This window comes from Methylobacterium longum (genome assembly GCF_022179385.1).
GTDB classification, from domain to species: domain Bacteria; phylum Pseudomonadota; class Alphaproteobacteria; order Rhizobiales; family Beijerinckiaceae; genus Methylobacterium; species Methylobacterium longum.
Map to the genome: position 1 here is coordinate 25,153 of NZ_BPQS01000017.1, position 24,528 is coordinate 49,680.

Genomic DNA, 24,528 nt, shown 5'->3' on the forward strand with positions numbered 1-24,528 from the left:
TGCCCGCCCCCGTGCCCGCGCGTGCTCCGGGCCGAGACCCTGCGCGTCGAGACGCGCCGGGACGGCGCGGCGGTGCCGCTGGTCACCGACGCCACGTTCGAGCTGCGCACCGGCGAGGTGCTGGCCCTGGTGGGCGCGAGCGGCTCGGGCAAGTCCCTGGCCTGCGCGGCGCTCCTCGACACGCTGCCGCCGGGCACGCGGCGCAGCGCCGGGCGCGTCAGCCTCGACGGCGTCGCGGTGGCGCCCGCCGCGCTCCGCGGCCGGACGGTCGCCAGCGTGCTCCAGGCGCCGCGCTCGGCCTTCAACCCCCTGCGCACGATCGCCGACCATGCCGGCGAGACCGGGGCCGCCGCGGGGCTCCGGCGCGCCGGGGCCCGGGCGGCGATGCGCGAGGCGCTGGCAGCGGTCGGGCTCGGCGACGATCCGCGCGTGCCGGACCTCTACCCGTTCCAGATGTCGGGGGGCATGCTCCAGCGCGCGATGATCGCCCTCGCGCTGCTCGCGCGGGCGCCCTTCCTCGTCGCCGACGAACCGACCACCGACCTCGACCTCGTCGCCCAGGCCCGGATCCTCGACCTGCTGGCCGCCCTGGTGCGCGACCGGGGCCTGGGGCTCCTGATCGTCACGCACGACATGGGCGTCGTCGCCCGTCTCGCGGATCGGACCGCCGTGATGGCGGAGGGCCGGATCGTCGAGGGGGGCGACACGGCGGCGCTCTTCGCCCGACCGGACCGCCCGGAGACGCGGGCCCTGCTCGCCGCCCATCACGCCCTGTCCGCGGAGGCGTCATGACCGCCCGCCCGACCCCATCCCTCCTGTCCACCCGGGATCTCGGCAAGGCCTATGCCGGCACGGGCTGGCGGCGCGGCACCCCCCGGACCGTCCTGGCCGGAATCGAACTCGCCGTCGCGGCGGAGGAATGCGTCGCCCTGATCGGCCGGAGCGGCTCGGGCAAGAGCACCCTCGCCCGCCTGCTGCTGGGGCTGGAGCGCCCCGACGCGGGCGCCGTCCGGTTCCGCGGGCAGGATCTCGCCGGGCTGGACCGCGCCGGACAGCGGCGCTTCCGGGCGGCCGTGCAGATGGTGCTCCAGGATCCGCTCTCGGCGGTGAACCCGCGCCACGATATCGGCCGCATCGTCGCGGAGCCGCTGCGGCACCTCACCGACCTGCCGGCCGCGGAGCGGGTCGCGCGCGTCGGCGCGATGCTGTCCCTCGTCGGGCTCGACCCGGCGTCGAGCGGGCGTCTGCCCGGCCAGCTCTCCGGCGGGCAGGTGCAGCGCGTCGGCCTCGCCCGGGCGCTGGCCACCCGGCCCGCGCTGGTGGTGCTCGACGAGGCGGTCTCGAATCTCGACGCGCCGCTCCAGGTCGAGATCCTCGACCGCCTCGCCGCCCTGCGGCGGCAGCAAGGCACCGCCTTCCTCCTCGTCACGCACGACGTGCGCCTCGCGCGCCGGTTCGCCGACCGGGTCCTCGTCCTGGAGGGCGGACGCATCGTGGACGCCGCCCCGTGCCGGCCGCGCCTCGACCTGACCCACCCGGCCGCGCGCGCGCTGGTCGACGCCGTCCTCCCGGCCTACCCGGAAGGGGCGCGCTGATGCAGCGGATCACCGTCACCCTCGACGCCGACCTCATCGAGGCCGTGGACGGCCTCGCCGAGGTCCGGGGCTATGCCGGCCGGTCCGAGACCGTGCGCGACCTCCTGCGCCGGGGGCTGGCGGAATCCCGCCGCCAGCTGGACCCCGATCTCGCCTGCGTGGCGACCTTCACCTTCGTGGCGGAGGCCGGCGTGCGCGATCTCGGGCAGCGGCTCGCGGAGATCCAGCGGGGGCGGCACGACCTCGTGATCACCCAGGTGCAGGTGCCCCTCGACCACGCCGCCGCGCTCCACACCCTCGTCCTGCGCGGGCGCGTCCGGGACATCCACGACTTCGCCGACGCGATCGCGACCCAGCGCGGCGTGCGCCACGACAGCCTGTCGATCATCCCGGCGCGGATCGAGCTGGTGGACCATCCGCACGGCCACGCCCCCCATCCCCACGAACACATCCGGACCTGAGCCGTGCCCGCGTTGGACCCGACCCGCGTCCGCCGCCCCCGGCCTTCGGCCCTTCGGCGATCCCGCCCGCGGCGCGGCACGGGCCTCGCCGTGGCGGCCCTGCTCTCGGCCGGCGCGGCGACGCCCGGGGCGCACGCGCAGGAGAGCGTCACGCTGGAGGAGCTGTCGGTCGAGCAGGTCGGCACCGGTGGCCCCTCCGGCACCCGTGCCGGCACGACGACCGCCTCCGGCACGATCGGCCTGATCGGACCGACGCCGGGCTACGGCGCGGGCCGGGCGGTGAGCAGCACGAAGACCGACACGCCGCAGCGGGACGTGCCGCAGATCGTCACGGTCGCCCCGCGGGCGGTCATCACCGACCTCGCCGCCACCCGCGTCGACCGGGTGTTCACCTACCTGCCGGGCGTGGCGCAGCAGAACAACTTCGGCGGCCTGAGCCTCTTCAGCTACGCCATCCGCGGCGTGACCACCTCGGAGATCTACCAGAACGGCTTCCCCCTCAACCGCGGCACCCCGCCCCCGCCCGACGCCCAGAACATCGAGCGCATCGAGGTTCTGAAAGGGCCGGGGGCCGGCCTGTTCGGGCGCAGCGATCCGGGCGGCCTCGTCAACATCATCACCAAGCAGCCGACCGTCCAGCGCTTCGTCGAGTTCGGCAACCAGGTCGATTCCTTCGGCTTGACCCGAGGGACCATCGACGCGGGCGGCCCGCTCACCGAGGACGGCACGGTCCTCTACCGCTTCAATTTCGCGGCCCAGGGCGCCGGCAGCTTCCGCGACTTCGTCGACAGCGACCGGCTGCTCGTCGCCCCGGTGGTGAGCTGGCAGGTCACGCCCGACACCCGGATCACGGTCGAGGCGGACATCCAGCGCAACCGGACCGTTTTCGACCGGGGCGTGATCGCGCTCAACCGGCAGCTCGGATTCCTGCCGGTCTCGCGCTTCCTCGGGGAGCCGGGCCAGAGCACCGTCCAGACCCAGAACATCCTCCAGGCGCGCATCGACCACCGCTTCAACGCGGACTGGCAGATGCGGCTGGCGACGCACTTCGCCACCGGGACGCTGGACGGTGAATCGGCCGAGATCCGCGCGATCGCCTCCGACAACCGGACGGTGGCCCGCGACCGGAACGTGCGCGATTACCGCTGGGACGTGGCGGTCGGGCAGGCGGACCTGACCGGGCGCTTCGACACCGGCGGGATCGGCCACACGCTGCTCCTCGGCTTCGAGCGCGAGAGCACCGACAGCCGGACGCTCTACCTGCGCTCCAACTTCCGCACGAATCCCTACGCCCTCGACATCCTGGCGCCCGTCTACGGGCAGGCCCTGCCGCCGCTGACCCTGCCGCGCAACAACCTGGAGCGGGTCACCAACACCGCCCTCTACGCCCAGGACCAGATCGCCCTGAGCCCGCAATGGAAGGCCCTGGTGGCCACGCGCCTCGACATCTTCGAGGAATCCTTCCGCGAGCGCGTCCCGCGCAGCCAGGCGGACCAGTCCCGGGTCGCGGCCTCGCCGCGGGCCGGGCTGGTCTACCAGCCGGTCCCGGAGCTGTCGCTCTACACCAACGTCGGCACGAGCTTCCGGCCCAATATCGGCCCGGACGCCGCGGCCGCCTCGCCCGGCAAGCCGCTCAAGCCCGAGACCGGACAGGGCTACGAGGTCGGCGCCAAGGCGGAGCTGTTCGGCGGCGACCTGCTGCTGACCGCGGCGGCCTTCCGGATCGACCGGCAGAACGTCCTGACGCCGGATCCGACCAACAGCGGCTTCTCCCTCGCGGCGGGCGCGGTGCGCAGCCAGGGCTTCGAAGGGACCGCGCAGGGGCAGCTCTCGCCGGAGCTGAGGCTGCTGGCCGGCTACGTCTACGCCGACGCGGTGGTGACCCGGGACAACGTGCTGCCGGTGGGGGCGCCGCTGATCAACGTCCCGCGCCATTCGGGCAGCCTGCTCGCGGTCTACGAGGTGCAGGCCGGAGACTGGAAGGGCCTCGGCCTCGGCGGCGGCGTGCGCGGTGTCGGCGCGCGGCCGGGCGACGCGGCGGGGACGGGCTTCGTGCTGCCGGCCTACGTCGCGGCCGATGCCCTGGCCTATTACCGCATCGAGAACCTGCGCCTCGGGCTCAACATCGAGAACATCTTCAACACGGTCTATTACGAGAGTTCGCTCAACGTGTTCCGCGTCTATCCGGGATCGCCGCGGCGGATCACCGGTTCGTTCACGGTGCGGTTCTGAGGCGGCGGGCCCGGACAGGGCCCACACCGACCGCGCTGCCCTCCCGGACCGCCGCGGGCGCGTCCGGGCCCGGGACGGGCCACCCGGAGGGGCACCCCGATGACGAGCGGTCCGGCAGAAATCCGCATGTCCGGATGATCGGCGCCGGCGGATCGGCGCCGGACCAGCCGGTCAGGCCGGGCTGGATCGAGAGCGGCTGCGCCAGGGTCGTGGTCCGCGGATCGTTCATCGACGGGGTGCCCGGCCATGCCCGCGTGTCTTTCCCCTCGATCCTCGTGGGCCGCGCGTCCACGCGCCGCGCGCCGTGGTGCCCCGGAGGTCGGGACGGACCGATGCCCCGACCGCCGCGCGATCGGCTCCTGCGGCTTGGCGGACCCCGGGCGGGCCGGGACGCCGGGCTACCAGGGCACGGTCGCGCCCGTGTGGTCGAGGAACACGCAGCCGCGCTGGCCGGACCGGGCCTCGATGACGGCAACCATCCCGCGCACGCTGGTCTCGACGTCGAGCGTGGCGCGGCGGCCGCCGAGATCCGTCCGGACCCAGCCCGGATGCATGAGCAGCAGGCCCCAGGCCGCCCCGCCATGCTGCCCCGCGAAGGAACGCGCCAGGGTGTTGAGCGCCGCCTTGCTGGCGCGGTAGCTCCCCCAGCCGCCGCCGCGGTTCAGCGAGACCGAGCCCAGCTTCGACGTCATCAGCACGATCAGGCCGTCCGGGGCGACGCGTTTGTGGAACGCTTCTGCGAAACGGATCGGACTCAGCGCGTTCGTCTGGAATACCGCAGCGGCGGTGGCGCGGGGCATGAGACCGGCCGGAATGCCGGCCTGCGTCGCCACGCCGGCGACGACGAACACGAGGTCGAAGTCCGGCTGCTCGGCGAGCGAGGCCCTGAGACCGGCGACGGCGGCATCGTCGTCGATGTCGACGCCGGCCTCGATCCGGAGGGGGCCCATGCCGGCGCAATCGGCCAGGGCCGCCGAGGGCCGGCGCACCGTGGCGGTGACGTCCCAGCCCCGCTCGAGGAGGCGCGCCACGAGGCCGAGGCCCAGCCCCCGCGACGCCCCGACGATCAGCGCCCGGCGCCGGCTCACGGGACCTGAGCCTCCGGCCCGAAGCCGAGGCCGGCCACGAAGCGGTTCCAGGTCTCGACCCGCACCTGACCGCCGGTGGCGCGGCGATGCCCCTGGGCGAACTGATCGTCCGGCCCCAGGGCGGGCGCGCGTTCCTGAAGGAAGGTGATCAGGTCCGGCACCGCGGCGCTGCGGGCGGCGAAGTGCACGTATCCGGAGCGGAAGCCCGCATTGGCGCCGATCACCACCTGCCGCCGCAGGCGCCCTGTCCAGGACTGCGCGACGAGCGGGTGGATCTGGCAGGGCGAGGCGCAGCGGATCAGCGCCACCGGACCGGCGAAGAGCGGCGGCACGCTGCGCGCGGCATCCAGCGCGGCCTTCACCTCAGCGCGCGCCGCCTGCAGGGCGGCGGCCTCCGGATCCGTCCCGCCCACGATGTCGGCGGGGCCCGTGGCCCGGAGGAGCAGCCGCAGGGCCGGTGTCGCATCGCCGGAGGCCGAGCGCCGGGGCGCGTTGACGAGGCTCACGGCCTCGCGCAGCGCCTTGGCGGTGTGGGCCTTGCGCAGGGGGCCCATGATGTCGGGGAAGTCGCTGCCGGCTCTGCGCTCGCCGAGATCGCCGACGAGCCCGATCCCGGCGAGCCACGCGAGATCCTCGGACGCGCCGAGGGCCGTCGCGCAGGCGAGGGCGAGCAGGCTGGAGGTTGGGATCGGCGTATCTGCGTGGCCGCTGATCACGGTGGCCTCGGACGGGTCGGGCCAGGAGCGCGGCACGTGGTGATCCACCAGCACGGTCGGAATGCCGGGCAGGATGGCGCCGGCCTGCACGCCGAGGTCGGTGACCACGAGGCCGCCGGGCCGCCGGGCGGCGAGTTCGTCACGGATCGGGGCCGACCAGGGCGACGCGCCGCGGCCGATGACGCGGACGGGGCCGGGAGATCGTCCGGCGCGGGCCAGGGCCCGGGCGAGGAGGGCGCCCGCCGACAGGCCGTCGGCGTCGTCGTGGCAGAGGACCACCGGCGCGTCCGGGCCGAAGCCGGCGGTCGCCCGGGCGAAGGCGGCGCCGTGGGCGGCGAGAGTGGTCACGGCGACCGACCGATCCGGCTCAAAGCTTCGCGGCCCTGCGTCGGCCACGGCTCTCCTGGCCCGGCGTCGGGGCCGTGTCCTCGGCGACCTCCCGGGCCGCCGCGGTCTGGCTGTGTCGGGTCTGGGCCATGCGCGCGTCGCCTGGGAATGTCGGGGTCGGTTCCGAGCGGCAACCGCGGGCCGGGCGCCCGGGTTGCGGCGCCACTTGACGCAGGGCGGTGCCAGCATGGCGACGCCGTCTTCTCCCATGTGCGGGACAGAGGCGAAGATCTTGTCGGGGCCGCGACCCGCGGTGCGACGATTGCGCCGCAGGGCGCGGGAGGAACAGCAGTATCGTGATGGCGTTTGCGGCGAGAACTACCTGAAAAATGGAGCTATGACTGAATGGCCAGCACGGATATCGCCTCGATCTACGCGGGCGCCCTGCGCAATACCCGCGCCCTTGAGAAGCAAGGCTTGGAGCAGATGGAGCGCCAGCTGTCCGGCTTGGAGCGCTATCCGGACTACGCGGCCGTCCTGCGCCGCCATGTCGGGACGACGCGGACGCAGATCGAGCACCTCGACAAGGCGCTGGCTTCGCTCGGCGAGAGCCCCTCGACGCTGAAGGAGACGGTCACGAGCGTCGCGGGGTCGATCGGCGCCGCCGTCCACGCGACCGCTCAGGACGAGACGCTCAAGAACCTCTACGCCGGCTATGCCTACCAGTACGACCAGATCGCCGCCTACCGTTCGCTGGCCGTCATCGCCGAGCGGGCCGGCAAGTCCGATCACGCGTCGATGTTCCGCACGGCGGTCGAGCAGGAGACCAAGGCGGCCGAGGAGATCGCGGCGCTGATCGAGCCGGTCACGCAGACCTACCTCGACCTGACGTTGAGCGGCGCCAAGGCCGACAGCTGACACGGTTTCCGGTCGAGGCCCCCGGTCGATTCGGCCCCCGACGGCACCGCGGTGTGACCCTGGGCGGCGCGAGGCCGCTCGGCGCGGCGCTGCCGGAGCCCTTCACTCTGCCCGCAGGGCCGTCGAGGCCGGAGTCCGAGGCGGCGTCGGAGCCGTCGACCGGAGGCAGCCTGAGACCCCACCGCGCCCGCCGCCAGGCGGGGACGCGCCTTCCGAGGAGCCGCTCGACATGGACGATCCCACACCCGTAGCCGTCACGGTCGAGGCCTGCGGCGCGCGCCGCGGGCAGTTCCGCTGGCACCTCACGGACGCCGACGGCGTATCCATCCGGATGTCGCCGGAGACCTATGCCTCGGCCCAGGACGCGCAGGTGGCCGGCCGCGCCGCCCTCGACGCCTTCGGGGCGGCGTTCCAGGACTGACCGGCCCCCGCGCCTCGCGCGGCGGGCCGCCAGATACGGCATCCCCGGGAGCCGTCAGGCGTCCGCCTCACGCAGCAGCCCCGGCACCGCGGCCGAGAGTTCCCGGGCGAGGAATCCGATCGGGCCGACCGACGCGGCCAGGCGCTTGCCGGCCTCGCCGTGCAGGAAGACGCCCCACAGGGCGGCATTCAGCGGCGCCACGCCGCGCGCCAGCAGGCCGACGACGATGCCCGCCAGGGCGTCGCCGGAGCCCGAGGTCGCCAAGCCGACGCCGCCGCCCTCGTAGAGCCAGCGCGCGCCCTCGGGGTCCACGATCCAGGTCCGTGCTCCCTTCATCACGACCACGGCCTGCAGCAGGTTGGCCGCCGTGCGCGCGGCGTCGAGCGGATCCGCCTCCACCGCGTCCCGGCTCCGGTCCAGCAACTGCGCCATCTCGCCGGCATGGGGCGTGATCACCACCCGCCCCTTGTGTCGACGGATCTGATCGGCATGCGCGGCCAGACCGCAGACGGCCGCCGCGTCGAGGATGAAGGCGGCGGACGGCAAGGCCTCCAGCAATTCGACCGCCAGCGCGGTCGTGGGTCCGTTCTCCATCAGCCCGGGCCCGACCAGCAGGGCGTCGCAGCCCTTCGCGGCCTTGCGCAGGCACTCCGCCGCCCCCGCGCCGTCGACGCCGCCCTCCGCCGTCTCGGGAAGCCCGATCACCATGGCTTCGGGCACCGCCAGCGCCATGCCCATGGCCGCGCTGCCGACCGTGGCGATCTTCAGCTTGCCGGCTCCCGCGCGCAGGGCCGCGACGCCGGCCAGCAGGGCCGCGCCCGGGACCGAGGCGGAGCCGCCGAGGACCAGCGCGCTGCCGCGCTCGTCCTTGCTGCCCTCCTGGGGAACCGGGAGCGGGCGCTCCTTGAGCCGGGCGGCGGTGAGCATGTCCTGGGTCATCGAGCCGCCACGTTTGCGTCGGGTTCGGAGGTGATGGGCGCGCCCGCCTCGGCGATCGGCGCGACGAAGTTGTACCGCTCCAGCCCGAGCCGACCGGTGGTGCCTTCGCGGGGACGGAAGGCGTATTCGGTGACCGAGCAGTTGGCGACGTCGCCCGCGGCGTCGATGGCCAGGATCTCCGCCTCGGTCATGTCCTCGATCAGGTAGCGCAGGCACAGGACCACGACCTGATGCGCGACGATCAGCACCCGCCGCTCCCCGTCGTGCAGCGAGACCGTATCGAGGGCGCTCCGGAGGCGCAGGGTCACGTCGCACCAGCTCTCGCCGGAGGGGGGGCGATGGTAGAACTTGCCGAGACGTCGGCGCATCTCGGCCTGCTCGGGGTGCAGTTGCTCGACGCCCCTCCGCGTCAGCCGGTCCAGGATGCCGAGCTCCCGCTCGCGCAACCGCTCGTCGACGCGGTGGTCCGGCGCATCCTGCACCAGGCCGCCGGCGGCGCGGATGCGGTCCGCCGTCTGCCGCGCCCGACGGTAGGGTGAGGTCAGCACGATCTCGGGCCGCGCCTCGGGCGGCTGGTCGGCGAACCAGAGCCCGACCGCGTCGGCCTGGCGCTCGCCGCGCGCGCTGAGGGCGACATCCACGTCGCGCTCGGCGATGTCGATCCGTGCGAGGCTCGCCCCGTGGGCGGCCTCGGCCGCCACGTTCCCGGCGCTCTCGCCGTGCCGCACGATCCACAACCGGCTCGGCCAACGCTGCTGCATGTGGCTCTGTCTCCCGTCGCTCCGCCAACGCCCGCCGAGCCCGCCGGTTCGGCCGGAGCGGAGAGGGCGGGGATTCCGTCCTCACGAGGCGGTCCGCCCGCGCCCGATCATCCGGAGGCGGACGGGAGCGTCACCTCACGGCTGCACGACCGGGGACGCGGCCGGCGCCGCCGCGGAGAGGGGCTTCCGCCCCGCCGCGCGCTCGCGCCCGGCGATCGCACCGCCGGGGCGCGTGGGCGCGGGCCGGATCGGCGGCGCGAAGACCGTCACCGCGGAGGATACGGGTCCGGGCCTGCCACCCGGCGAGCCCGCCGAGGCGTTCCCACGCTTCTACCGCTCCGGGCTGGCCCGCGAGGCCTCCGGCAACGGACTCAGGCTCAGCTTGGTGGTAGCGATCGCCAAGCTCCACACGGCGTCCGTGACGATCCGCGCGGCTGCCGCAGGAGGCTGCCGGATCGACCCGGTCTTCCCGCACGCGGAAGCCGGAGGCCTCCGTCCGATGCGGTCCCACGCGCGGGCGACCCCTCGCGCGGGGCCGCGGCGTCAGGCCGAACGCGCTGCGGCTCCGGGGGCCTAACCCTTGAGGCAAGTGCTCATGAACGCCTTGCGCTCGGCGCCCTTGAGGCTCTTGGCCGAGGCATCCGCGTTGCAGCTCTTCATCTTGGCCTGCTGCGGCGTCAGCTCCTTGGCCGGCGCGGCGCTCTTGCCCGCGAGGCAATCTGCCATGAAGCCCTTGCGGGCGGTGCCCGTCAGCTTCTGCGTGCCGGCATCCAGGTTGCAGGATTTCATCCGGTCCCGCTGGGCCGTTTGAGCCGCGGAGGGGGCGGCGGTCTGCGCCGGGACCGACACCGTGCAGGCGAGGACGAGGGCCGAGGCGAGAGCAAGCGTACGCACGACGGAAGACCTCCAATGGCACCGCCGACCGTAGCGGCCTGCGGTTTCCCCAGCCAGGACCAAAGCTGAAGTTGTCCCATCAATTCGCGGCGAGGACTGCCATTCCGACCATTCGCCGGAATGCATCCCGGTACGCCGCTGTAATCGAGGGTGCGCTTCCCAAGTGAGCGCCCCGGCCTCGTCGGCATGTTCGGGCCCGGCGGGCGGCCGCGGGCGAGCCCGTCCGGATCGAGGGCTACGGTCCGACGGCCAGGGGCGAGCCGCGCTGGTGGGAGGTGAGCTTCGCACCGTTCCTCTCCGAGAAGGCGGGCGAGACGAAGCTCGTCGCCCTCTCCCGGGACATCACGGAGCGCTCCCAGGCCGAGAGCGGCCGCCGCGCCGGTGCGCGGGCGCTCCCGTCCCTCGACGAGGACCTGGAGCGTCAGGTCGCCGAGCGCACCGCCGCGCTCAGGCTCTCGCGCGACATCATCGCGTCGAGCGCCGCGCCGACCTGCGCCTTCGACACGGCCTATGGCCGGATCGCCTTCAACCAAGCCCCCAGCGACGGGTTCTTCCGAGGCGGTGGGCAAGGGGACGGGCCTGGGCCTGAGCCATGTTTTCGGGTTCGCCAAGCAGTCCGGCGGCGACGTCGACGTGGACACCGAACTCGGCCGGGGACGACGTTCACCCTCTGCCTGCCCGAGGTCGACGTCGCCCCGGACCAGCGACCGGAGGTTGACCGTGAGGCTGAGGCCGGCTCGCCCCTGGGGATGGGGCAGTCCCTTCTGGTGGTCGAGGACAACGTCGAGGCCGGGCGCCTCGCCGCGCAGATCCGGGAGGATCTCGGCGACCGCACGACCTGGGCGGCCAACGCCGAGGACGCGCTCGACAAGCTCGGGGCGGACGGGGCCGGGTTCGACGCCGTGTTGTCCGACGTGGTCATGCCCGGCATGGGCGGCATCGCCCTCGCCAAGAGCCTGCGCCGCCGCTTTCCCGGCCTGCCGGTCCTGTTGGCCTCCGGCTACAGCCACGTGCTGGCACGGGACGGGGTGGAAGGCTTCGAGCTTCTGCACAAGCCGTCCTCGGTCGAGCAGCCCGCCCGCATCCTGCGGCACCCGACGACCAAGCGCGCCGATGATCTCGGGGCAGATCTCGGGGCCGATCGCGGCCGGCGCGCCTGAGGGGATCGGCGGGCCAAACCGCGCCGTGCGGAGAAACCCCGGGGGCTGGCGCCCGCCCTGGGCGTCACCCCGACAGCTGGACCGGCGAGACGGCCTCGCCCGGTGACGGCTCGGCGCCGGCGGCACCCGGTTCGGGGCCGGCGACATCCTCGGCCGCGCGGGTCCGCGCCGGTCCGACGAGGCTCCCGATCCTGGTGAGGAGCGCACGATGTTCGGGCGAGCCCCGACCAGCGGCGAGGAATGCCGCGAGTTCGATGCGGGAGGCGGCACCGCCGGATGGTCCGTTCGGTTCGTGGAAGACGAACACGTCCGCCGGGTCGTCGCCCCGGCAGAGGTACCAACGGTCGTCGTTGGAGGCGGCATGGATTAAGGTGCGCTGGATCGGCATCCGATGGTTCCGAGGTCTCGATATCGCCCGTCGCCTCGACGGGCCTCCGAACCGCGACCGGCAGGCACGCCGCCCGCGGGGCACGGTTCAACGGCGGTCGGGTGGACCTGGCCGCTGGGGCGCAGGGACGTCGAAGGGTGGGGCGCGGAGGGGGGGGGGCGTCGGGACATCGCCGGGACGCGGTGTGTCGGACATCAGGCGCATTTCCCCGGTCGCCACGACGGTTCATCGGCCGTGGGGCAGGAGGACAACGCGCCAGACACGGGAACGGCCACCCCGTCCGGTCGAACGCGCGCACGGCGGCAGGGGCGGGCGGCACGAAACCGGGGGCGAGCCGACCGAGCGCCCTCGACCGGGTGGAAGGCGTCGGGCGCGGTCCGTAACCCCACCCTTCATCGCTGATATCGATAACCGTTATCGATTACATCTGTTTGATCAATGCGCGGCGCGCCCGCATCTACGCCTCATCGAACGACGGCCCCCGTCTCACCGAGAGGATCCATCGATGACCCGCCGTACCGCCACCCGCGCCATTCCGTTCGCCGCCGCCCTGGCCCTGAGCGTCGGGGCGCTCGCGGCCGCCCCCGAGGCGACCTCCACCGGTTCCGGCGGCGCCTTCCCGATGCCGGCCGTTCTCGGTGCGGCCTACCACGTGCCGGGCGTCGCGCTCGGCGCCGCGGAGGTTCGCTCGCAGGGCGGTCTCCTCGTGCCGAACCTGACGCGTTGGCGGCGGGGGCGCGATGCGAGCGCGTCGGCTCAACCCTTCAGGACGCCTGCCGCGTTCACCGTCGCGTATCGGGATCCCCGCATCGCGACGGATGCCGCCCAGGTTCTCAAACAGGGCGGGTTCGCGACCGCGGGCGTCGTTCGCTGGTTGCACGATGCCCCGGCCACGGTCGCGGCCAGCTCGGTCACCGTCCAGCTCGGTGCCCTCTGAGGGGGCGTCGACGCCGCTCCGATCGGAGCCGGACCGTCACCGCGCACCCGCGCCGTGTCGACGCAGCAGGACCTCGCCCACGCCGAGTGGGCGGGGTCGACGCGTGCGGTTTGCCGGTCCCGGCGCCAGGATCTGCCCCGTGACCGGGTTCCCGGTGCGCCTCACCCTCGCCTGAGCCGCGGGCAGACGGCGGAACCGGGCCCCGGCCCGCCAGTCCGACGGCCCGCTTCGATCGGGCCCCCGGCCCGCGACGATCGTGCAGTCGATCCCGAGACCGCGACCCGGGCCGAGGAGAAGCTGCCGAACAGCCCGTCGCGGCTGCCGTGGGCGAGCCCCGGCCCCGCGTCGACGGTGATGCAGCCGGCCCCCTGGACGAAGAGCCTACCGGGGCCGGCCGACGCGCCGGCGAGATCCCGCGCCACCGCCCGTGTCGCCAGCCTCAACGGCCTGCAGGAGGGCGATCAGCAGGGCGATCAGGAGGGCGACGGGGAGGGTTTTGCGGCATCGCTCGTGCCGCAGACCCGCGGGCGCGCCTAACGCTTCTTGCCCAACTCGGCGGCGATGTCCTTGGTCATCCGGCCGACCTTGCGATGAGCCGCCGTCAGCTGGTCCTGCGTGACGCCCCAGCGCTTCATCCAGAACTCGACAGCCTTGCGTTCCGACAGGTCGAGCCGGTCCTTATCGATGAAGCCACGCTTGTCCTTGAGGCCGGCCATGGGTGATCCTATCGGGTTGGTGACATGCGATCTGGGAAGGACCTCGCGACCGCCCCGGCGGGGGCCGGTGCGCAGGCCTGTGAGGAACTGGAACGTCGGATTGGCCCCGTGGTTCTTCGGCACCCGACCGGGGCGGCCAGAGCGGCCCTCGACTCTACCGGCCCGCGCTTCGCTCTCGAAGACCGGTCGAGCCGGGAAATGCCCGCCACCGCGACGGCCATGGAATCCTACGCGCCAGCCTGGAAGATCAACGCCTCGACACCGGCGCGGCGTTTTCCGCAGTATGGGCTGCCGCTGACTTGATGTCATGATGCCGATCGACACGGCAGCCCGTGTCGGCGTTCGCTCGATGTGCGGGATACCGGTCATGTTCGATGTGACGAAGATGCTGGCCGACGCGCTCGGCGAGCACCTCGCGCTCACCTATCAGCGCACCTTCGGCAGTCGCGAGCCCCGTTTCGCCGAGGTGATCGAGGCGTCCGCACGTCTGACCATCGAGCGCATCGTCGGCAGCGACGCGCTCTACCACGACGGCGACCACACCGCCCTCGTCGCCCTCGTCGCTCAGGACATCCTGCGCGGCCGGTTCCTCGACAAGGGCATCACGCCGGAGGATTGGCTGCACATGATCCTGGCGGCCCTGTACCACGACATCGGCTACGTGCGCGGCGTCTGCTCGGGCGACCGGGCGAACGCCTTCGTCATCGACGCCCAGGGCACCACCATCAGTCTGCCACGCGGCGCCTCCGACGCGGCGCTGGCGCCCTACCACATCGAGCGCTCGAAGCTGGCGGTGCAGGAGCGCTTCGGCACGAATGACCTCGTCGATGCGCAGCGGGTGATGCGCGCCATCGAGCTGACCCGTTTCCCCGTGCCCGCGGACGACGAGCACCGCGAGACCGGGACCGAGGCGGGCCTGATGCGCGCGGCCGACCTGATCGGGCAACTCGGCGATCCGCTCTACCCCCGTAAATTGAACGCGCTGTTCCACGAATTCGCCGAGGTCGGCCTCGCGGACCAGCTTGGCTATGCCGGCCCGGCCGACCTCGCGGAGCGGTATCCGGCGTTCTTCTGGGGCAAGATCGAGCCGGTCATCGGGGACGCGGTCCGCTGTCTCGATCTCACGGTCGAGGGGCGGAGCTGGGTTGCCAACCTCTACAGTCATGTGTTCGCCATCGAGCATGACCGCCGTCGCATGGGTCCCCATCCCGGCTGAGTCGCCGGAGGGCGCGCGGACATATCGGTCGTGGTGACGGCCGGCGGGCTCGCGGGGGACGTCGCGGCGACCGGTCGGGCCGGAGCCGAGATCCTCGACGGCATCCGCCCCGCGCTGATCGGCCCGGCGGATGCCGTGCTCGACCGCGTTCCCGGACGCCGTCATGGTCCGAAACGCGCAGCCGCAATCCGGCCCGTCCGGCCTCCGCCCGCCCGGCGCGGGCGGAGCGAGAGGTGGACAGCAGGGAGGAAGATCGTGGGCAGGATGAGCGTGATCGGTCTCGCCGCACTGGTTCCATTGAGCCTGATGGCTCAGGCTCGGGCGGGGGAAACGCCGCCGACCACGGTCGGCGCATGCGCGCAGAGCGCGATCACCCACTTGGGGACGCGCTTCAGCGCGACGCTGACCAAGCCCGCCGAGGGGACACCCGGCGAGGGCACCAGTGTTGAACTGAAAAACGGCGTGTACGGGATCTCGTACGCGTATGTCGAAGCCATCGGGAACTCCCGCATCGGCGATCCGGTGACGACCTGCCTCGTCTCGATCCCCAAGGGCTGCCCGAAGGACGATGACAGGGGGCGCTTCTACAAGACGACGAACCTCCGCACGCTCGAATCGTGGACGCTCCCGGATTCGCAGCACATGTGCGGCGGCGCCTGAGGAGCGGGCGCCGCCGTCGCCGCGGGGGCGCGTCAGACCTCGACCGTCTCGAGCGCGATCGTGCGGACCGAGACCAGACAGGGATTGGAATTGTCACGGCGCCACGCGAGCAACAGCTCCGGCCGGGCCATCGCGGGGAGCGCGATCGGGCGCAACCTGATATCCGCCATGCTGTTCCCTCGGGTACTGGCTGGCACCAGCGCGATCCCGATGCCAGCGCCGACGAGGGCCAGCATGGCGTGGACCTGATTCACCCGCTGCACGATCCGCGGCGCCACCCCGCCGGTCTCGAACAGCCTGTCGAGCAGATCGATGAAGTACCGGCCGCCCTTGGGCGACCAGGTCACGAAAGCCTCGCCGTCGAGATCCTGAAGTGTCGGGGCGGTGCCGTTCGCCAGGCGGTGGCTGCGCGGCACCGCGAGCAGAAGCCGCTCGCTCACCAGCGGGGCCGTCGCGATCGACGATCGGGAATCCTGAAGGATCGGGGCCGGCCGCAGGATCGCGAGATCGGTGCGGTTCTCTTCGAGCGCCAGGATCTGCTCGTCCGAGACCATCTCGGCCAGCACGAGATCGACCTCCGGCAGCATCGCCCGGACATGGGCCACGACGCGGGGCAGCGTGCGGTAGGCCGAGGCCGCGGTGAAACTGAGACGGATCACGCCGCTCTCGCCCCGCGCGGCGCGGCGCGTGATGCGGGTGGCGCTCTCGGCCGCTCCCAGAACCCGATAGGCCTCCGCCAGGAACGTTCGTCCGGCAGGGGTCAGCCGGACCGTACGGGTGGTGCGATCGAGGAGCGTCACGCCGAGCGACTGCTCCAGCATCTGGATCTGCCGCGACAGCGGCGACTGCGTGAGGTTGAGCTTCGCCGCGGCCCGACCGAAATGCATCTCCTCGGCGACGGCGACGAAGCTGCGGGCATGGCCGAGATCGAACATTGATGCAGGATCCGGGATAATCCAGCCAGAATTAGCGTTGGACGCATTTAATCGCCTGTCCTAGCCCTGACGCAACGCCGAATGGCGCACATCAGGGAGTGAAACGGATGGCCACGATGCACCCGTCCGAGATGGCCCGCGCGTTGGGCTCCGGGCTGCTCTCCTTCCCGGTCACCCATTTCCGCGACGATCTCAGCTTCGACGAGAGCGCCTACCGGGACAATCTCAGTCGCTTGGCTGACTACAAGGTGTCGGGCCTGTTCGCGGCCGGCGGCACCGGTGAATTCTTCTCGCTCACGCCGTCCGAGATCGATCGCGTCCTGCGCGCGGCCGTCGAGGAGACCCGCGGCCGCGTGCCCGTCATCGCTCCGACCGGTCAGGGCACCGCCCTCGCGATCGAGCTCGCCCAGGCGGCCGAGGCCGCCGGCGCGGACGGCCTCCTGCTGTTGCCGCCCTACCTCGTCGGATCCGAGCAGACCGGCCTCGCCGCCCATGTCGAGGCGGTCTGCCGCGCGACTGCACTCGGCGTCATCGTCTACAACCGGGCCAACGCCCAACTCGATGAGTACACCCTGGCCCGCCTGTGCGAGCGCTGCCCGAACCTCGTCGGGTTCAAGGACGGCGTCGGTGACGTCGAGCTGATGACGCGGATCTATGCCGGCCTCGGGGACCGCCTGACCTATGTCGGCGGCCTCCCGACCGCGGAGACCTTCGCACTCCCGTATCTGGAGATGGGAGTCACCACCTATTCCTCGGCGATCTTCAATTTCCTGCCCGAATGGGCGCTGTCCTTCTACGAGGCGGTGCGCCGCCGCGACCGCGACGCCGTCTACCGGGAACTGCGCGACTTCGTCCTGCCCTACATCGCGCTCCGCAACCGCAGGCGCGGCTACGCGGTCTCGATCGTCAAGGCCGGCATGACCGCCGTCGGCCGCCATGCCGGCCCGGTTCGGCCGCCGCTCGTCGAACTCGCCGCCGCGGAACACGCCGAGCTGAAGGCGCTGATCGGCGACCGCCGCTGAGCTTCCGCATCCGCGCCAAGACCGGAGCGGCCGAACCAACGGCGGCCCGACCCGACGCCCGGGCGCAACAGGGCGGCATCCATCCAGGGAGAACGTCCATGAGTGCCATGACGAGCGGCACGGCGAGCACCATGCTCGACGCGGCCGAGGCGGCGCGCCGCACCCGCGTCCGCTTTCTGATCGTGCTGATGCTGTTTGCCGCGACCACGATCAATTACGCCGACCGCGCCACCATCTCGATCGCCGGGCCCGGCATGGCCAAGGAGCTCGGTCTGACCCCGGTTCAGATGGGCTACGTCTTCTCGGCCTTCGCGTGGTCCTACGTCCTCGCCCAGATCCCGGCGGGCTGGCTGCTCGACCGCTACAGCGTCAAGTGGGTCTACGCGGCGGCCGTCGCCCTCTGGTCCGGCTTCACCCTCGTCCAGGGGGCCGTAGGCTTCTTCACCGGCCTCACCGCCGTCGTCATGCTGTTCGCCCTGCGCCTCGCGGTCGGTCTCACGGAGGCTCCGGTCTTCCCGGCCAACGCCCGGATCGTCGCAGCGTGGTTCCCGACGCGCGAACGCGGCATGGCCTCGGCCTTCTTCAACTCGGCCCAATACTTCGCCACGGTTCTGTTCACGCCGCTGATGGCGTGGATCGTCCACAATTTCGGTTGGCATCACGTCTTCACCAGCATGGGCGTGCTCGGACTCGCGTTCGCGATCCTCTGGCTGCGCGTGGTCGACAGCCCGAAGAACCATCCGTCCATGAACCAGGCGGAGCGGGACTACATCGAGGCCGGCGGCGCGCTGCTCGACATGGACGGCCAGGGTACGAAGACCCAGGGGAATGCCGGAAAGACGCTGCGCCAGCTCCTGGCCCACCGGATGCTGCTCGGCATCTATATCGGCCAGTACTGCATCACCGTGCTGACGTACTTCTTCCTGACGTGGTTCCCGGTCTACCTCGTCAAGGAGCGCGGCCTGTCCATCCTGCAGGCCGGCTTCGCCGCGGTCCTGCCGGCCCTGTGCGGCTTCATCGGCGGCATCCTGGGGGGCGTGATCTCCGATCTGCTGCTGCGGCGCGGCTTCTCGCTGACGGCGGCCCGGAAGATCCCGATCGTGGGCGGGATGCTGCTCTCGATGAGCATCATCGGCTGCAACTACGTCCAGACCGACGCGGTCGTGGTCGGGCTGATGGCGCTCGCCTTCTTCGGGAAGGGCATCGGTGCGCTCGGCTGGGCCGTCGTCGCCGACACCTCCCCGCGGGAGAGCGGCGGCCTCTCGGGCGGCCTGTTCAACACCTTCGGCAACACCGCCGGCATCACCACGCCGATCGTGATCGGCTACATCGTGCAGACGACCGGATCGTTCGACGGGGCCCTGGTCTTCGTGGGCCTGAACGCCCTGGTGGCCTGCTTCTGCTACCTTGTGGTGGTTGGCGAGATCCGCCGCGTCGAGCTCAAGGCGAGCTGACCGTCGGAACGAGACCGGTCCCAGGACGGTCCGGTCCCGTTCCGCCCCTGCTGCGCGCGCTCGGCGGAGACCGGCCGTGCCGCTCCCCGACCCGATGCTTTGAGGAGGACGCCATGCTGAACGATCAGGGCCACGCCGCGCGCCATACGCCGACGGTCACCGACATGAAGGTTGTGCCGGTTGCCGGCCACGACAGCATGCTCCTCAATCTCTCGGGCGCGCACGGCCCGTTCTTCACCCGCAACCTCGTGATCCTCACCGATTCCACCGGCGCGACGGGGCTCGGCGAGGTTCCCGGCGGCGAGGCCATCCGCAGGACCCTGGAGGATGCCCGGGACCTCGTGATCGGCCGGCCGCTCGGGGCCTGGAACGCGGTCCTCAACGCCATGCGGACCCGCTTCGCCGACCGCGACGTGGGCGGGCGCGGCCTGCAGACCTTCGACCTGCGCATCACCATCCACGCGGTGACGGCGGTGGAGACGGCGTTCCTCGATCTGCTCGGACAGTTCCTCGGGGTGCCGGTGGCCGCCCTCCTCGGCGAGGGCCAGCAGCGCGACGCGGTCGAGATGCTCGGCTACCTGTTCTACGTGGGCGACCGCACGCGCACCGACCTCGGCTACCGGGCGCCTAGCGCCCAGGACGGCTGGTTCCGGCTGCGCGACGAGGAGGCGCTGACCCCGGAGGCCGTGGCCCGCCTCGCGGAGGCGGCCTACGCGCAGTACGGCTTCAACGATTTCAAGCTGAAGGGCGGCGTGCTGCGCGGCGAGGACGAGATCGCCGCCGTGACCGCCATCCACGCGCGCTTCCCGAAGGCGCGGGTGACGCTGGACCCGAACGGCGCCTGGTCCCTCGCCGAGGCGATCCGGCTCTGCAAGGGGCAGGGCCACGTGCTGGCCTACGCGGAGGACCCCTGCGGAGCCGAAGGCGGATTCTCCGGTCGCGAGATCATGGCCGAGTTCCGCCGCGCCACCGGCCTGCCCACGGCGACCAACATGATCGCCACCGACTGGCGGCAGATGAACCACGCCATCCAGCTCGGCGCCGTCGACATCCCGCTGGCCGACCCGCATTTCTGGACGCTCGCCGGCTCGGTCCGGGTGGCCCAGCTCTGCCGCGACCACGGCCTGACCTGGGGCTCGCACTCGAACAACCACTTCGATGTCTCGCTCGCCATGTTCACGCACGCGGCCGCGGCGGCCCCCGGCAACGTCACGGCGATCGACACCCACTGGATCTGGCAGGACGGCGAGCCCCTCACCAGGGAACCCCTGGCGATCCGCGGCGGCCTCGTGCAGGTGCCGGAGCGGCCGGGCCTCGGGATCGAAATCGACTGGGCGGCCGTCGAGGCGGCGCACGCCCTCTACCGCGATCACGGGCTCGGCGCCCGGGACGACGCGGCGGCGATGCAGTTCCTGATCCCCGGCTGGACCTTCGATCCGAAGAAGCCCTGCCTCGTCCGCTGATCGCGCCGCGACGACGGTCGGCGGGCGGCACGCCGCGGCCAGGCGAGCCTCCGGCCGGGGCTTCGGCCGGGGCTGCGCACCGCGGGGCGCCGGCCCGATGACCTGCGGCCGCGTCCCACCTGCAGGCCCGGTACCGGATGGCGTCGGACAGCGGGAAGGACGGGGTGGCGCGGCTCGCCGGGATCGAAGCGCCGGGGAGGCTGGAGGCCAGGGCCCGCTTCGCCGCATCGAAGGAGGGGCGTGCCAGGAGGAGCGCCGTCACCGACGGCATCGATCCGGCCGCGCCGGCCTGAGGCACGCAGCGCAGCCGGAATTCCCGAACGGCCGGGGTGATCGCTTCACCGGACAGGCCCGTCCGACCGGCTTCGCCCCCGCATGCGCGATCTGGGGCGGAGCCGGCGTCAGCCTTGGCACGCCGGATTCTCGCCCGCATCGCGGGCCGCCGAGCCTCCCCGCGACGAAGCAGGCGTTCTGCTGCGGGACGTAGTTCGGTCAGCCTGGCGGGGGCGCGGCCGCGACATCGCAGCCGTGCCCCCGATTCTGGACAAACCCCTCGGGACCGGGAGGGCCCAGCCTCAGCTTTCCTGCTTGGCTGGTGAGCGGACCGGTAGCATCCAGCCAGGCCTGACGAAGTGACAGGTATAACCGTCGGGACGACGCTCCAGGTAATCCTGGTGCTCGGCCTCGGCCTCCCAGAACGGCCCGGCCGCCGCCACTTCGGTGACCACCTTGCCCGGCCAGAGCCCGGACGCGTCGACGTCCGCGATGGTGTCCTCGGCGACGCGACGCTGGGCGTCGTCGACGTAGAAGATCGCGGACCTGTAGCTGAGGCCCCGGTCGTTGCCCTGCCGGTTCGGCGTGGTCGGGTCGTGGATCTGGAAGAAGAATTCCAGGATGCGTCGGAAGCTGGTTCGCTCCGGGTCGAAGGTGATCTCGATGGCCTCGGCGTGCGTGCCGTGGTTGCGGTAGGTCGCGTTCGGCACGTCGCCGCCCGTGTAGCCGACCCGGGTCGATACCACGCCTTCCCGGCGCCGGATCAAATCCTGCATGCCCCAGAAGCAGCCGCCTGCCAACACCGCTCTCTCGGTCCCCATATCGCTCCTCCGTGGACTGCCTGTTTCCCTCAGATGGGGACTGCGCAGGCGCTTTGCTCTGCGGCTCCGTACCCTCTCTCCCTGCGTCGGCGCTGCGCGTCACCCCTGTCCTCGCGTCCGCTGCCGTTTCGAACTCCGGCGCCGGCTCAAGGGGGCGTCCGGAGAGGGCTTCGGCGGCCGGGCAAATCACCGGAGAAATAGCGAATCGCGCCCGGCAGCATTCCACCGAGCGTTGCCACACCGGCCTTCTGGTGCGCCGCCCCGGCACCGAGAGCCTGCTCTCGGCCGTGACCCGGCCGGTATCTTGGACCGGGCCGCATGGGGGATCGCGGGCTGGCCGCCCCCCTGGGGAGCGGGAACGCCAGATCCGGGCCGGCGACGGGCGCGGGCGGGCGATCACCCGGGGAGGCGGGCGGCCGGACGCGGGGTTAGGCGATCGGCCCCAGCTCGACCGATCAGCGCACGCGGTCGATCCGCGCACAAGGACAGGCCTCGTGGGCGGACCCTCGAGGGATGCCGACGCCTGCCGTCCCAACCGCACGACCGACGGGCGCCGGCCCGCGGCGCTTCATCCGGCCCGCCGGCGCGGGCTGTCGCCGACCCGCTCCGTGCGCGGCTCCCATGAGGGCCTGCGCCGGATCAATGACTCATCAGACAGCAGACGGGACAATCCGCCAGCAAGTCGCGGGTGACGCCGCCGAAGGCCCATTCCCGAAGCCGGCCATGCCCGTAGCCGCCGGCGACGATGAGGTCGGCGGCCTGCTCGGAAGCCGCCTCGACCAACGCCTCGGCGGTCGAAGCGCCGTAGGCGTCTCTCTGGACCGCCGTGGCGTCGACGTCGTGTGACTGCAGGAGACCGATCAGGTCCCGCGCGTCGTCAGCTCCCTTCCCGTCGTCGATGGAGATCAGGACGACTCGCGAGGCCCGCTTCAGGAATGGCAACGCGTCGCGGACGGCGCGACGCGCCTCACGGGTGTTCTTCCACGCCACCGCGACACGCCGGGCTTCGAGGTGCTCGACCTTGGGCGGAACGACCAGCACCGGCAGGCCGAGCCGCATCACGGCATCCCCGGGGTCGATCGACGTCAGCGGGCCGCCGACGTCGCCCCGCCCCGTGACCAGCAAGTCGCCGGCGGCCGACTGAGCCGCGAGGAATGCCGAGGGACAGGCGAGCGTGGAGCGCCATTCGACCCGGCTTCGGCCCCCGACGGCTTCCTTGAACGCCGCGTGTGCCAGCCGGAGGTCGTTCAGGGCGGCTTCCTGGACCGAGGCGATGCAGTACCCGCCACCCGGGGTGGGGCCTGCGGGTGCAGGCTCATAGGCAGGCCTCTCGGCCGCAAGGCCGATCAGGCGAGCCTGGAAGTCGTCGGCGACGTGCGCGGCCAGCCGGACGCGTTCCCGCGCAGGCTCGCCGGGATCGACCGCTACCATGACGCTCGTGTAGGACATGGATCTCTCCAGCCTGATCGATATCGAGATCGGACCGCCTTCACCGGACAGGCGCGGCTTGCGGCGCCGCCGGGCCCATCCGGCTCAGGCCAGCGTGAGGTGGTCCTCGACGGCGCGCACGCCCGGGGCCGACCACGCGGCGCTCTCGGCGAGCCGGCGCTCGTGGCAGGCGTTCACCTTGCCCTCCAGGACGACCCTGCCGTCCTCGACCGTCACCTTGATCGCGTCCGCCTCGATCTCGGCGCTGCGCTTGAGCGCCGCCATGATCTTCGCGCGCACGTCGGAAACGCTCGCCTCCGGGGCCACCGCGATGGTGTTCACGATGCCCGCCACGCCCGCGAGGCGCCGGATCGCCCGACCGGCCTCCTCCTTCTGGTACTGCCAGCCCAGCGTGCCGGACAGCGTCACCCAGCCGTCCTGGACCTTCACCTGCACGGCGTTCTGCGGGACGGTCACCGACCAGTCGAGCATCTGCACGGCGCGTCGCGCCAAGTCCTCGTCGCGCGGCGGCGTCTCGTCGCCGAAGCGGACCTTGATCTCCTCGAACACGCCGCGCACGCCGCGCACCTTCTGGGCGGCCTTCTCGGCGGCGACCCGTTCCGTGTAACTGCCGACATGGCCGGTGAGCGTGACGATGCCGTTCTCCACGGCGACGCCGACATGGGCGGCGTCGATGCTCGGGTCGAAGTCCAGCTCGTCGATGATGTTCTGGCGGATCTGCTGGTCGCCCATCGCTCGTCTCCTCGATCCGGCTTCGGTCATGCCTGGTCTCGGCAGACGCTAGGCCCGGCGGGCGGAGGGACATTGATCCAGCGCAACGGCCTTGCCCGCCGCGATCCGTCCGGTCGGGGGGCAGGCGGCGTCGGTGAGGACGTCCGCCAACCGCGCAGGCCGGGCAGCGCCCGCGGCTGCGCGGGCAGCACGATCGGCTCTCACGCGCTCCCTCTCCGTCGCCCGAACCCCGTTGGAACGGGACGCGGTTGACGGGCGGTCGCCGGGCCGCGGCGCGCTAGATCAGGGGAAGCGCGGCCGTCGCCAGCATGGCGAGGACCGCGAGCAGCATGCACGCCGTGGCAACCCAGCCGAGCAGCTTGAGCCATCCCCGCACGGCGAAGGCGCCCATGACGTCGACGCGCGCCGCCGCCAGCATCATCACGACCATGATGGGGACCGCGATGACCCCGTTGACGACCGCGCTCCAGTAGAGCGCCCGGATCGGGTCGACCGCGCCGAGGCTGACGGCCATGCCGACCAGGGTCGCGAGCGCGATCGTGCCGTAGAAGGCGCGCGCCTCCAGCAGGCGCCGGCCGAAGCCGACGGGCCAGCGTCGGGCCTCCCCGACCGCGTAGGCCGCGGAGCCCGCGAGAACCGGGACCGCCAGCAGCCCGGTGCCGATGACGCCGAGGGCGAAGACCGTCGCGGAGAACGGGCCGGCCAGGGGGCGGAGCGCCTCCGCGGCCTGGGCGGAGGTCTGGATGTCGGTGGCGCCGTTCGCGTGCAGGACGGCGGCCGTGGTCACCATGATGGCGAGCGCCACCAGGTTCGAGAAGGTCATGCCCACGAGCGTGTCGACCTCGATCCTGTGCAGGGCGCCCCCGCCCTGCTCTGGCGCGTGCAGGAGATCGCGCCGGCGCGGGTAGGCGTGCAGGTCCTCGGCTTCCTCGGCCGCCTGCCAGAAGAAT

The 24,528-nt window shown here is 72.4% G+C and carries 26 protein-coding genes and 3 pseudogenes; 17 read left to right on the forward strand and 12 right to left on the reverse strand.

Annotated elements, in window-relative coordinates:
* The first annotated feature begins 21 nt into the window (after positions 1–21).
* The 4 genes from MFF58_RS16070 (at position 22) to MFF58_RS16085 (ending at position 4,288) form a co-directional block, all read left to right on the forward strand.
* Entirely contained in the window at positions 22–792 is a 771-nt protein-coding gene (locus MFF58_RS16070) for an ATP-binding cassette domain-containing protein (protein WP_238289734.1), read from the forward strand.
* Positions 789–1,595, forward strand: a complete 807-nt coding sequence (locus MFF58_RS16075; protein WP_238289735.1) for an ATP-binding cassette domain-containing protein — start codon at positions 789–791, stop codon at positions 1,593–1,595. The genes MFF58_RS16070 and MFF58_RS16075 overlap by 4 nt, the downstream gene beginning before the upstream one ends.
* A complete protein-coding gene (gene nikR, locus MFF58_RS16080; protein WP_238289737.1) occupies positions 1,595–2,056 on the forward strand; it encodes a nickel-responsive transcriptional regulator NikR in 462 nt (153 codons plus the stop codon). The genes MFF58_RS16075 and nikR overlap by 1 nt, the downstream gene beginning before the upstream one ends.
* Before the next feature lie 90 nt (positions 2,057–2,146).
* On the forward strand, positions 2,147–4,288 hold the full coding sequence (locus MFF58_RS16085) for a TonB-dependent siderophore receptor (RefSeq protein WP_238289830.1): 2,142 nt from the start codon (positions 2,147–2,149) through the stop codon (positions 4,286–4,288).
* Between the two features lie 398 nt (positions 4,289–4,686).
* Here MFF58_RS16085 and MFF58_RS16090 read toward each other — a convergent pair whose 3' ends face one another.
* Positions 4,687–5,376: an SDR family NAD(P)-dependent oxidoreductase gene (locus MFF58_RS16090; RefSeq protein ID WP_238289739.1), complete on the reverse strand. Its 690-nt coding sequence runs from the start codon at positions 5,374–5,376 to the stop codon at positions 4,687–4,689.
* Positions 5,373–6,440, reverse strand: a complete 1,068-nt coding sequence (locus tag MFF58_RS16095) for a phosphoesterase (protein WP_238289741.1) — start codon at positions 6,438–6,440, stop codon at positions 5,373–5,375. The genes MFF58_RS16090 and MFF58_RS16095 overlap by 4 nt, the downstream gene beginning before the upstream one ends.
* Positions 6,441–6,824: 384 nt before the next feature.
* On the opposite strand from MFF58_RS16095, the gene MFF58_RS16100 reads away from it, so the two are divergent.
* Together MFF58_RS16100 and MFF58_RS16105 are read left to right on the forward strand one after the other, a co-directional pair.
* Complete coding sequence (locus MFF58_RS16100; RefSeq protein ID WP_238289743.1) at positions 6,825–7,337, forward strand: DUF892 family protein; 513 nt, start codon at positions 6,825–6,827, stop codon at positions 7,335–7,337.
* Between the two features lie 229 nt (positions 7,338–7,566).
* Positions 7,567–7,758 carry a YegP family protein gene (locus MFF58_RS16105; protein WP_238289745.1) on the forward strand — a complete coding sequence of 64 codons (192 nt, stop codon included), beginning with the start codon at positions 7,567–7,569 and terminating at the stop codon, positions 7,756–7,758.
* Between the two features lie 54 nt (positions 7,759–7,812).
* On the opposite strand, the gene MFF58_RS16110 is transcribed toward MFF58_RS16105, so the two are convergent.
* Both MFF58_RS16110 and MFF58_RS16115 read right to left on the reverse strand, forming a co-directional pair.
* A complete protein-coding gene (locus MFF58_RS16110; RefSeq protein WP_238289748.1) occupies positions 7,813–8,697 on the reverse strand; it encodes an NAD(P)H-hydrate dehydratase in 885 nt (294 codons plus the stop codon).
* The gene (locus MFF58_RS16115; RefSeq protein ID WP_238289750.1) at positions 8,694–9,458 is read right to left on the reverse strand and encodes a histidine phosphatase family protein; all 765 of its coding nucleotides are present in this window, start codon (positions 9,456–9,458) and stop codon (positions 8,694–8,696) included. Before MFF58_RS16115 ends, MFF58_RS16110 begins: the two co-directional genes overlap by 4 nt.
* Between MFF58_RS16115 and MFF58_RS16120 the strand changes: the two genes are divergently transcribed.
* Positions 9,457–10,035 carry an ATP-binding protein gene (locus MFF58_RS16120; RefSeq protein WP_238289752.1) on the forward strand — a complete coding sequence of 193 codons (579 nt, stop codon included), beginning with the start codon at positions 9,457–9,459 and terminating at the stop codon, positions 10,033–10,035. The genes MFF58_RS16115 and MFF58_RS16120 overlap by 2 nt on opposite strands.
* On the opposite strand, the gene MFF58_RS16125 is transcribed toward MFF58_RS16120, so the two are convergent.
* Positions 10,032–10,352 (reverse strand): PsiF family protein, encoded by a 321-nt coding sequence (locus tag MFF58_RS16125; protein WP_238289753.1) that lies wholly within the window; start codon positions 10,350–10,352, stop codon positions 10,032–10,034. The two genes, MFF58_RS16120 and MFF58_RS16125, sit on opposite strands and share 4 nt — an antisense overlap.
* 191 nt (positions 10,353–10,543) lie before the next feature.
* Between MFF58_RS16125 and MFF58_RS32285 the strand changes: the two are divergent.
* Both MFF58_RS32285 and MFF58_RS16135 read left to right on the forward strand, forming a co-directional pair.
* Positions 10,544–10,696 (forward strand): annotated as a pseudogene (locus MFF58_RS32285) (PAS domain-containing protein); the annotation flags it as partial.
* 205 nt (positions 10,697–10,901) lie between these two features.
* Positions 10,902–11,512, forward strand: a pseudogene (locus tag MFF58_RS16135) (response regulator); the annotation flags it as partial.
* A gap of 64 nt (positions 11,513–11,576) precedes the next feature.
* Here MFF58_RS16135 and MFF58_RS16140 read toward each other — a convergent pair.
* Positions 11,577–11,900 (reverse strand): hypothetical protein, encoded by a 324-nt coding sequence (locus MFF58_RS16140; RefSeq protein ID WP_238289755.1) that lies wholly within the window; start codon positions 11,898–11,900, stop codon positions 11,577–11,579.
* Between the two features lie 505 nt (positions 11,901–12,405).
* On the opposite strand from MFF58_RS16140, the gene MFF58_RS16145 reads away from it, so the two are divergent.
* Entirely contained in the window at positions 12,406–12,837 is a 432-nt protein-coding gene (locus MFF58_RS16145; RefSeq protein WP_238289757.1) for a hypothetical protein, read from the forward strand.
* A gap of 354 nt (positions 12,838–13,191) precedes the next feature.
* Positions 13,192–13,374 (forward strand): hypothetical protein, encoded by a 183-nt coding sequence (locus MFF58_RS16150; RefSeq protein WP_238289759.1) that lies wholly within the window; start codon positions 13,192–13,194, stop codon positions 13,372–13,374.
* Here the strand turns inward: MFF58_RS16150 and MFF58_RS16155 are convergent.
* Entirely contained in the window at positions 13,371–13,553 is a 183-nt protein-coding gene (locus MFF58_RS16155) for a DUF3606 domain-containing protein (protein WP_003600567.1), read from the reverse strand. The two genes, MFF58_RS16150 and MFF58_RS16155, sit on opposite strands and share 4 nt — an antisense overlap.
* A gap of 367 nt (positions 13,554–13,920) precedes the next feature.
* On the opposite strand from MFF58_RS16155, the gene MFF58_RS16160 reads away from it, so the two are divergent.
* Positions 13,921–14,769 carry a metal-dependent phosphohydrolase gene (locus MFF58_RS16160; RefSeq protein ID WP_238289761.1) on the forward strand — a complete coding sequence of 283 codons (849 nt, stop codon included), beginning with the start codon at positions 13,921–13,923 and terminating at the stop codon, positions 14,767–14,769.
* A 30-nt stretch (positions 14,770–14,799) separates the two neighbouring features.
* Positions 14,800–15,429 carry a hypothetical protein gene (locus MFF58_RS16165; protein ID WP_238289763.1) on the forward strand — a complete coding sequence of 210 codons (630 nt, stop codon included), beginning with the start codon at positions 14,800–14,802 and terminating at the stop codon, positions 15,427–15,429.
* A 32-nt stretch (positions 15,430–15,461) separates the two neighbouring features.
* On the opposite strand, the gene MFF58_RS16170 is transcribed toward MFF58_RS16165, so the two are convergent.
* Positions 15,462–16,364 carry a LysR family transcriptional regulator gene (locus MFF58_RS16170; protein WP_238289764.1) on the reverse strand — a complete coding sequence of 301 codons (903 nt, stop codon included), beginning with the start codon at positions 16,362–16,364 and terminating at the stop codon, positions 15,462–15,464.
* 107 nt (positions 16,365–16,471) lie between these two features.
* On the opposite strand from MFF58_RS16170, the gene kdgD reads away from it, so the two are divergent.
* The 4 genes from kdgD (at position 16,472) to MFF58_RS16190 (ending at position 20,596) form a co-directional block, all read left to right on the forward strand.
* Positions 16,472–17,386 carry a 5-dehydro-4-deoxyglucarate dehydratase gene (kdgD, locus tag MFF58_RS16175; RefSeq protein WP_238289766.1) on the forward strand — a complete coding sequence of 305 codons (915 nt, stop codon included), beginning with the start codon at positions 16,472–16,474 and terminating at the stop codon, positions 17,384–17,386.
* Between the two features lie 98 nt (positions 17,387–17,484).
* Entirely contained in the window at positions 17,485–18,840 is a 1,356-nt protein-coding gene (locus tag MFF58_RS16180; RefSeq protein ID WP_283206443.1) for an MFS transporter, read from the forward strand.
* A 113-nt stretch (positions 18,841–18,953) separates the two neighbouring features.
* Positions 18,954–20,303 carry a glucarate dehydratase gene (gene gudD, locus MFF58_RS16185; protein WP_238289767.1) on the forward strand — a complete coding sequence of 450 codons (1,350 nt, stop codon included), beginning with the start codon at positions 18,954–18,956 and terminating at the stop codon, positions 20,301–20,303.
* A gap of 137 nt (positions 20,304–20,440) precedes the next feature.
* Entirely contained in the window at positions 20,441–20,596 is a 156-nt protein-coding gene (locus tag MFF58_RS16190) for a hypothetical protein (protein WP_238289768.1), read from the forward strand.
* A 282-nt stretch (positions 20,597–20,878) separates the two neighbouring features.
* Here the strand turns inward: MFF58_RS16190 and msrA are convergent, their stop codons facing one another.
* The 4 genes and pseudogenes from msrA to MFF58_RS16210 form a co-directional block, all read right to left on the reverse strand.
* Positions 20,879–21,397: a peptide-methionine (S)-S-oxide reductase MsrA gene (gene msrA / locus MFF58_RS16195; RefSeq protein WP_238289769.1), complete on the reverse strand. Its 519-nt coding sequence runs from the start codon at positions 21,395–21,397 to the stop codon at positions 20,879–20,881.
* 639 nt (positions 21,398–22,036) lie between these two features.
* Positions 22,037–22,846, reverse strand: coding sequence for a universal stress protein (locus MFF58_RS16200; protein WP_238289770.1), 810 nt, complete (start codon positions 22,844–22,846; stop codon positions 22,037–22,039).
* A gap of 84 nt (positions 22,847–22,930) precedes the next feature.
* Positions 22,931–23,578, reverse strand: coding sequence for a BON domain-containing protein (locus MFF58_RS16205; RefSeq protein WP_238289771.1), 648 nt, complete (start codon positions 23,576–23,578; stop codon positions 22,931–22,933).
* Between the two features lie 277 nt (positions 23,579–23,855).
* A pseudogene (locus MFF58_RS16210) lies at positions 23,856–24,527 on the reverse strand (NRAMP family divalent metal transporter); the annotation flags it as partial.
* Position 24,528: the final 1 nt, after the last annotated feature.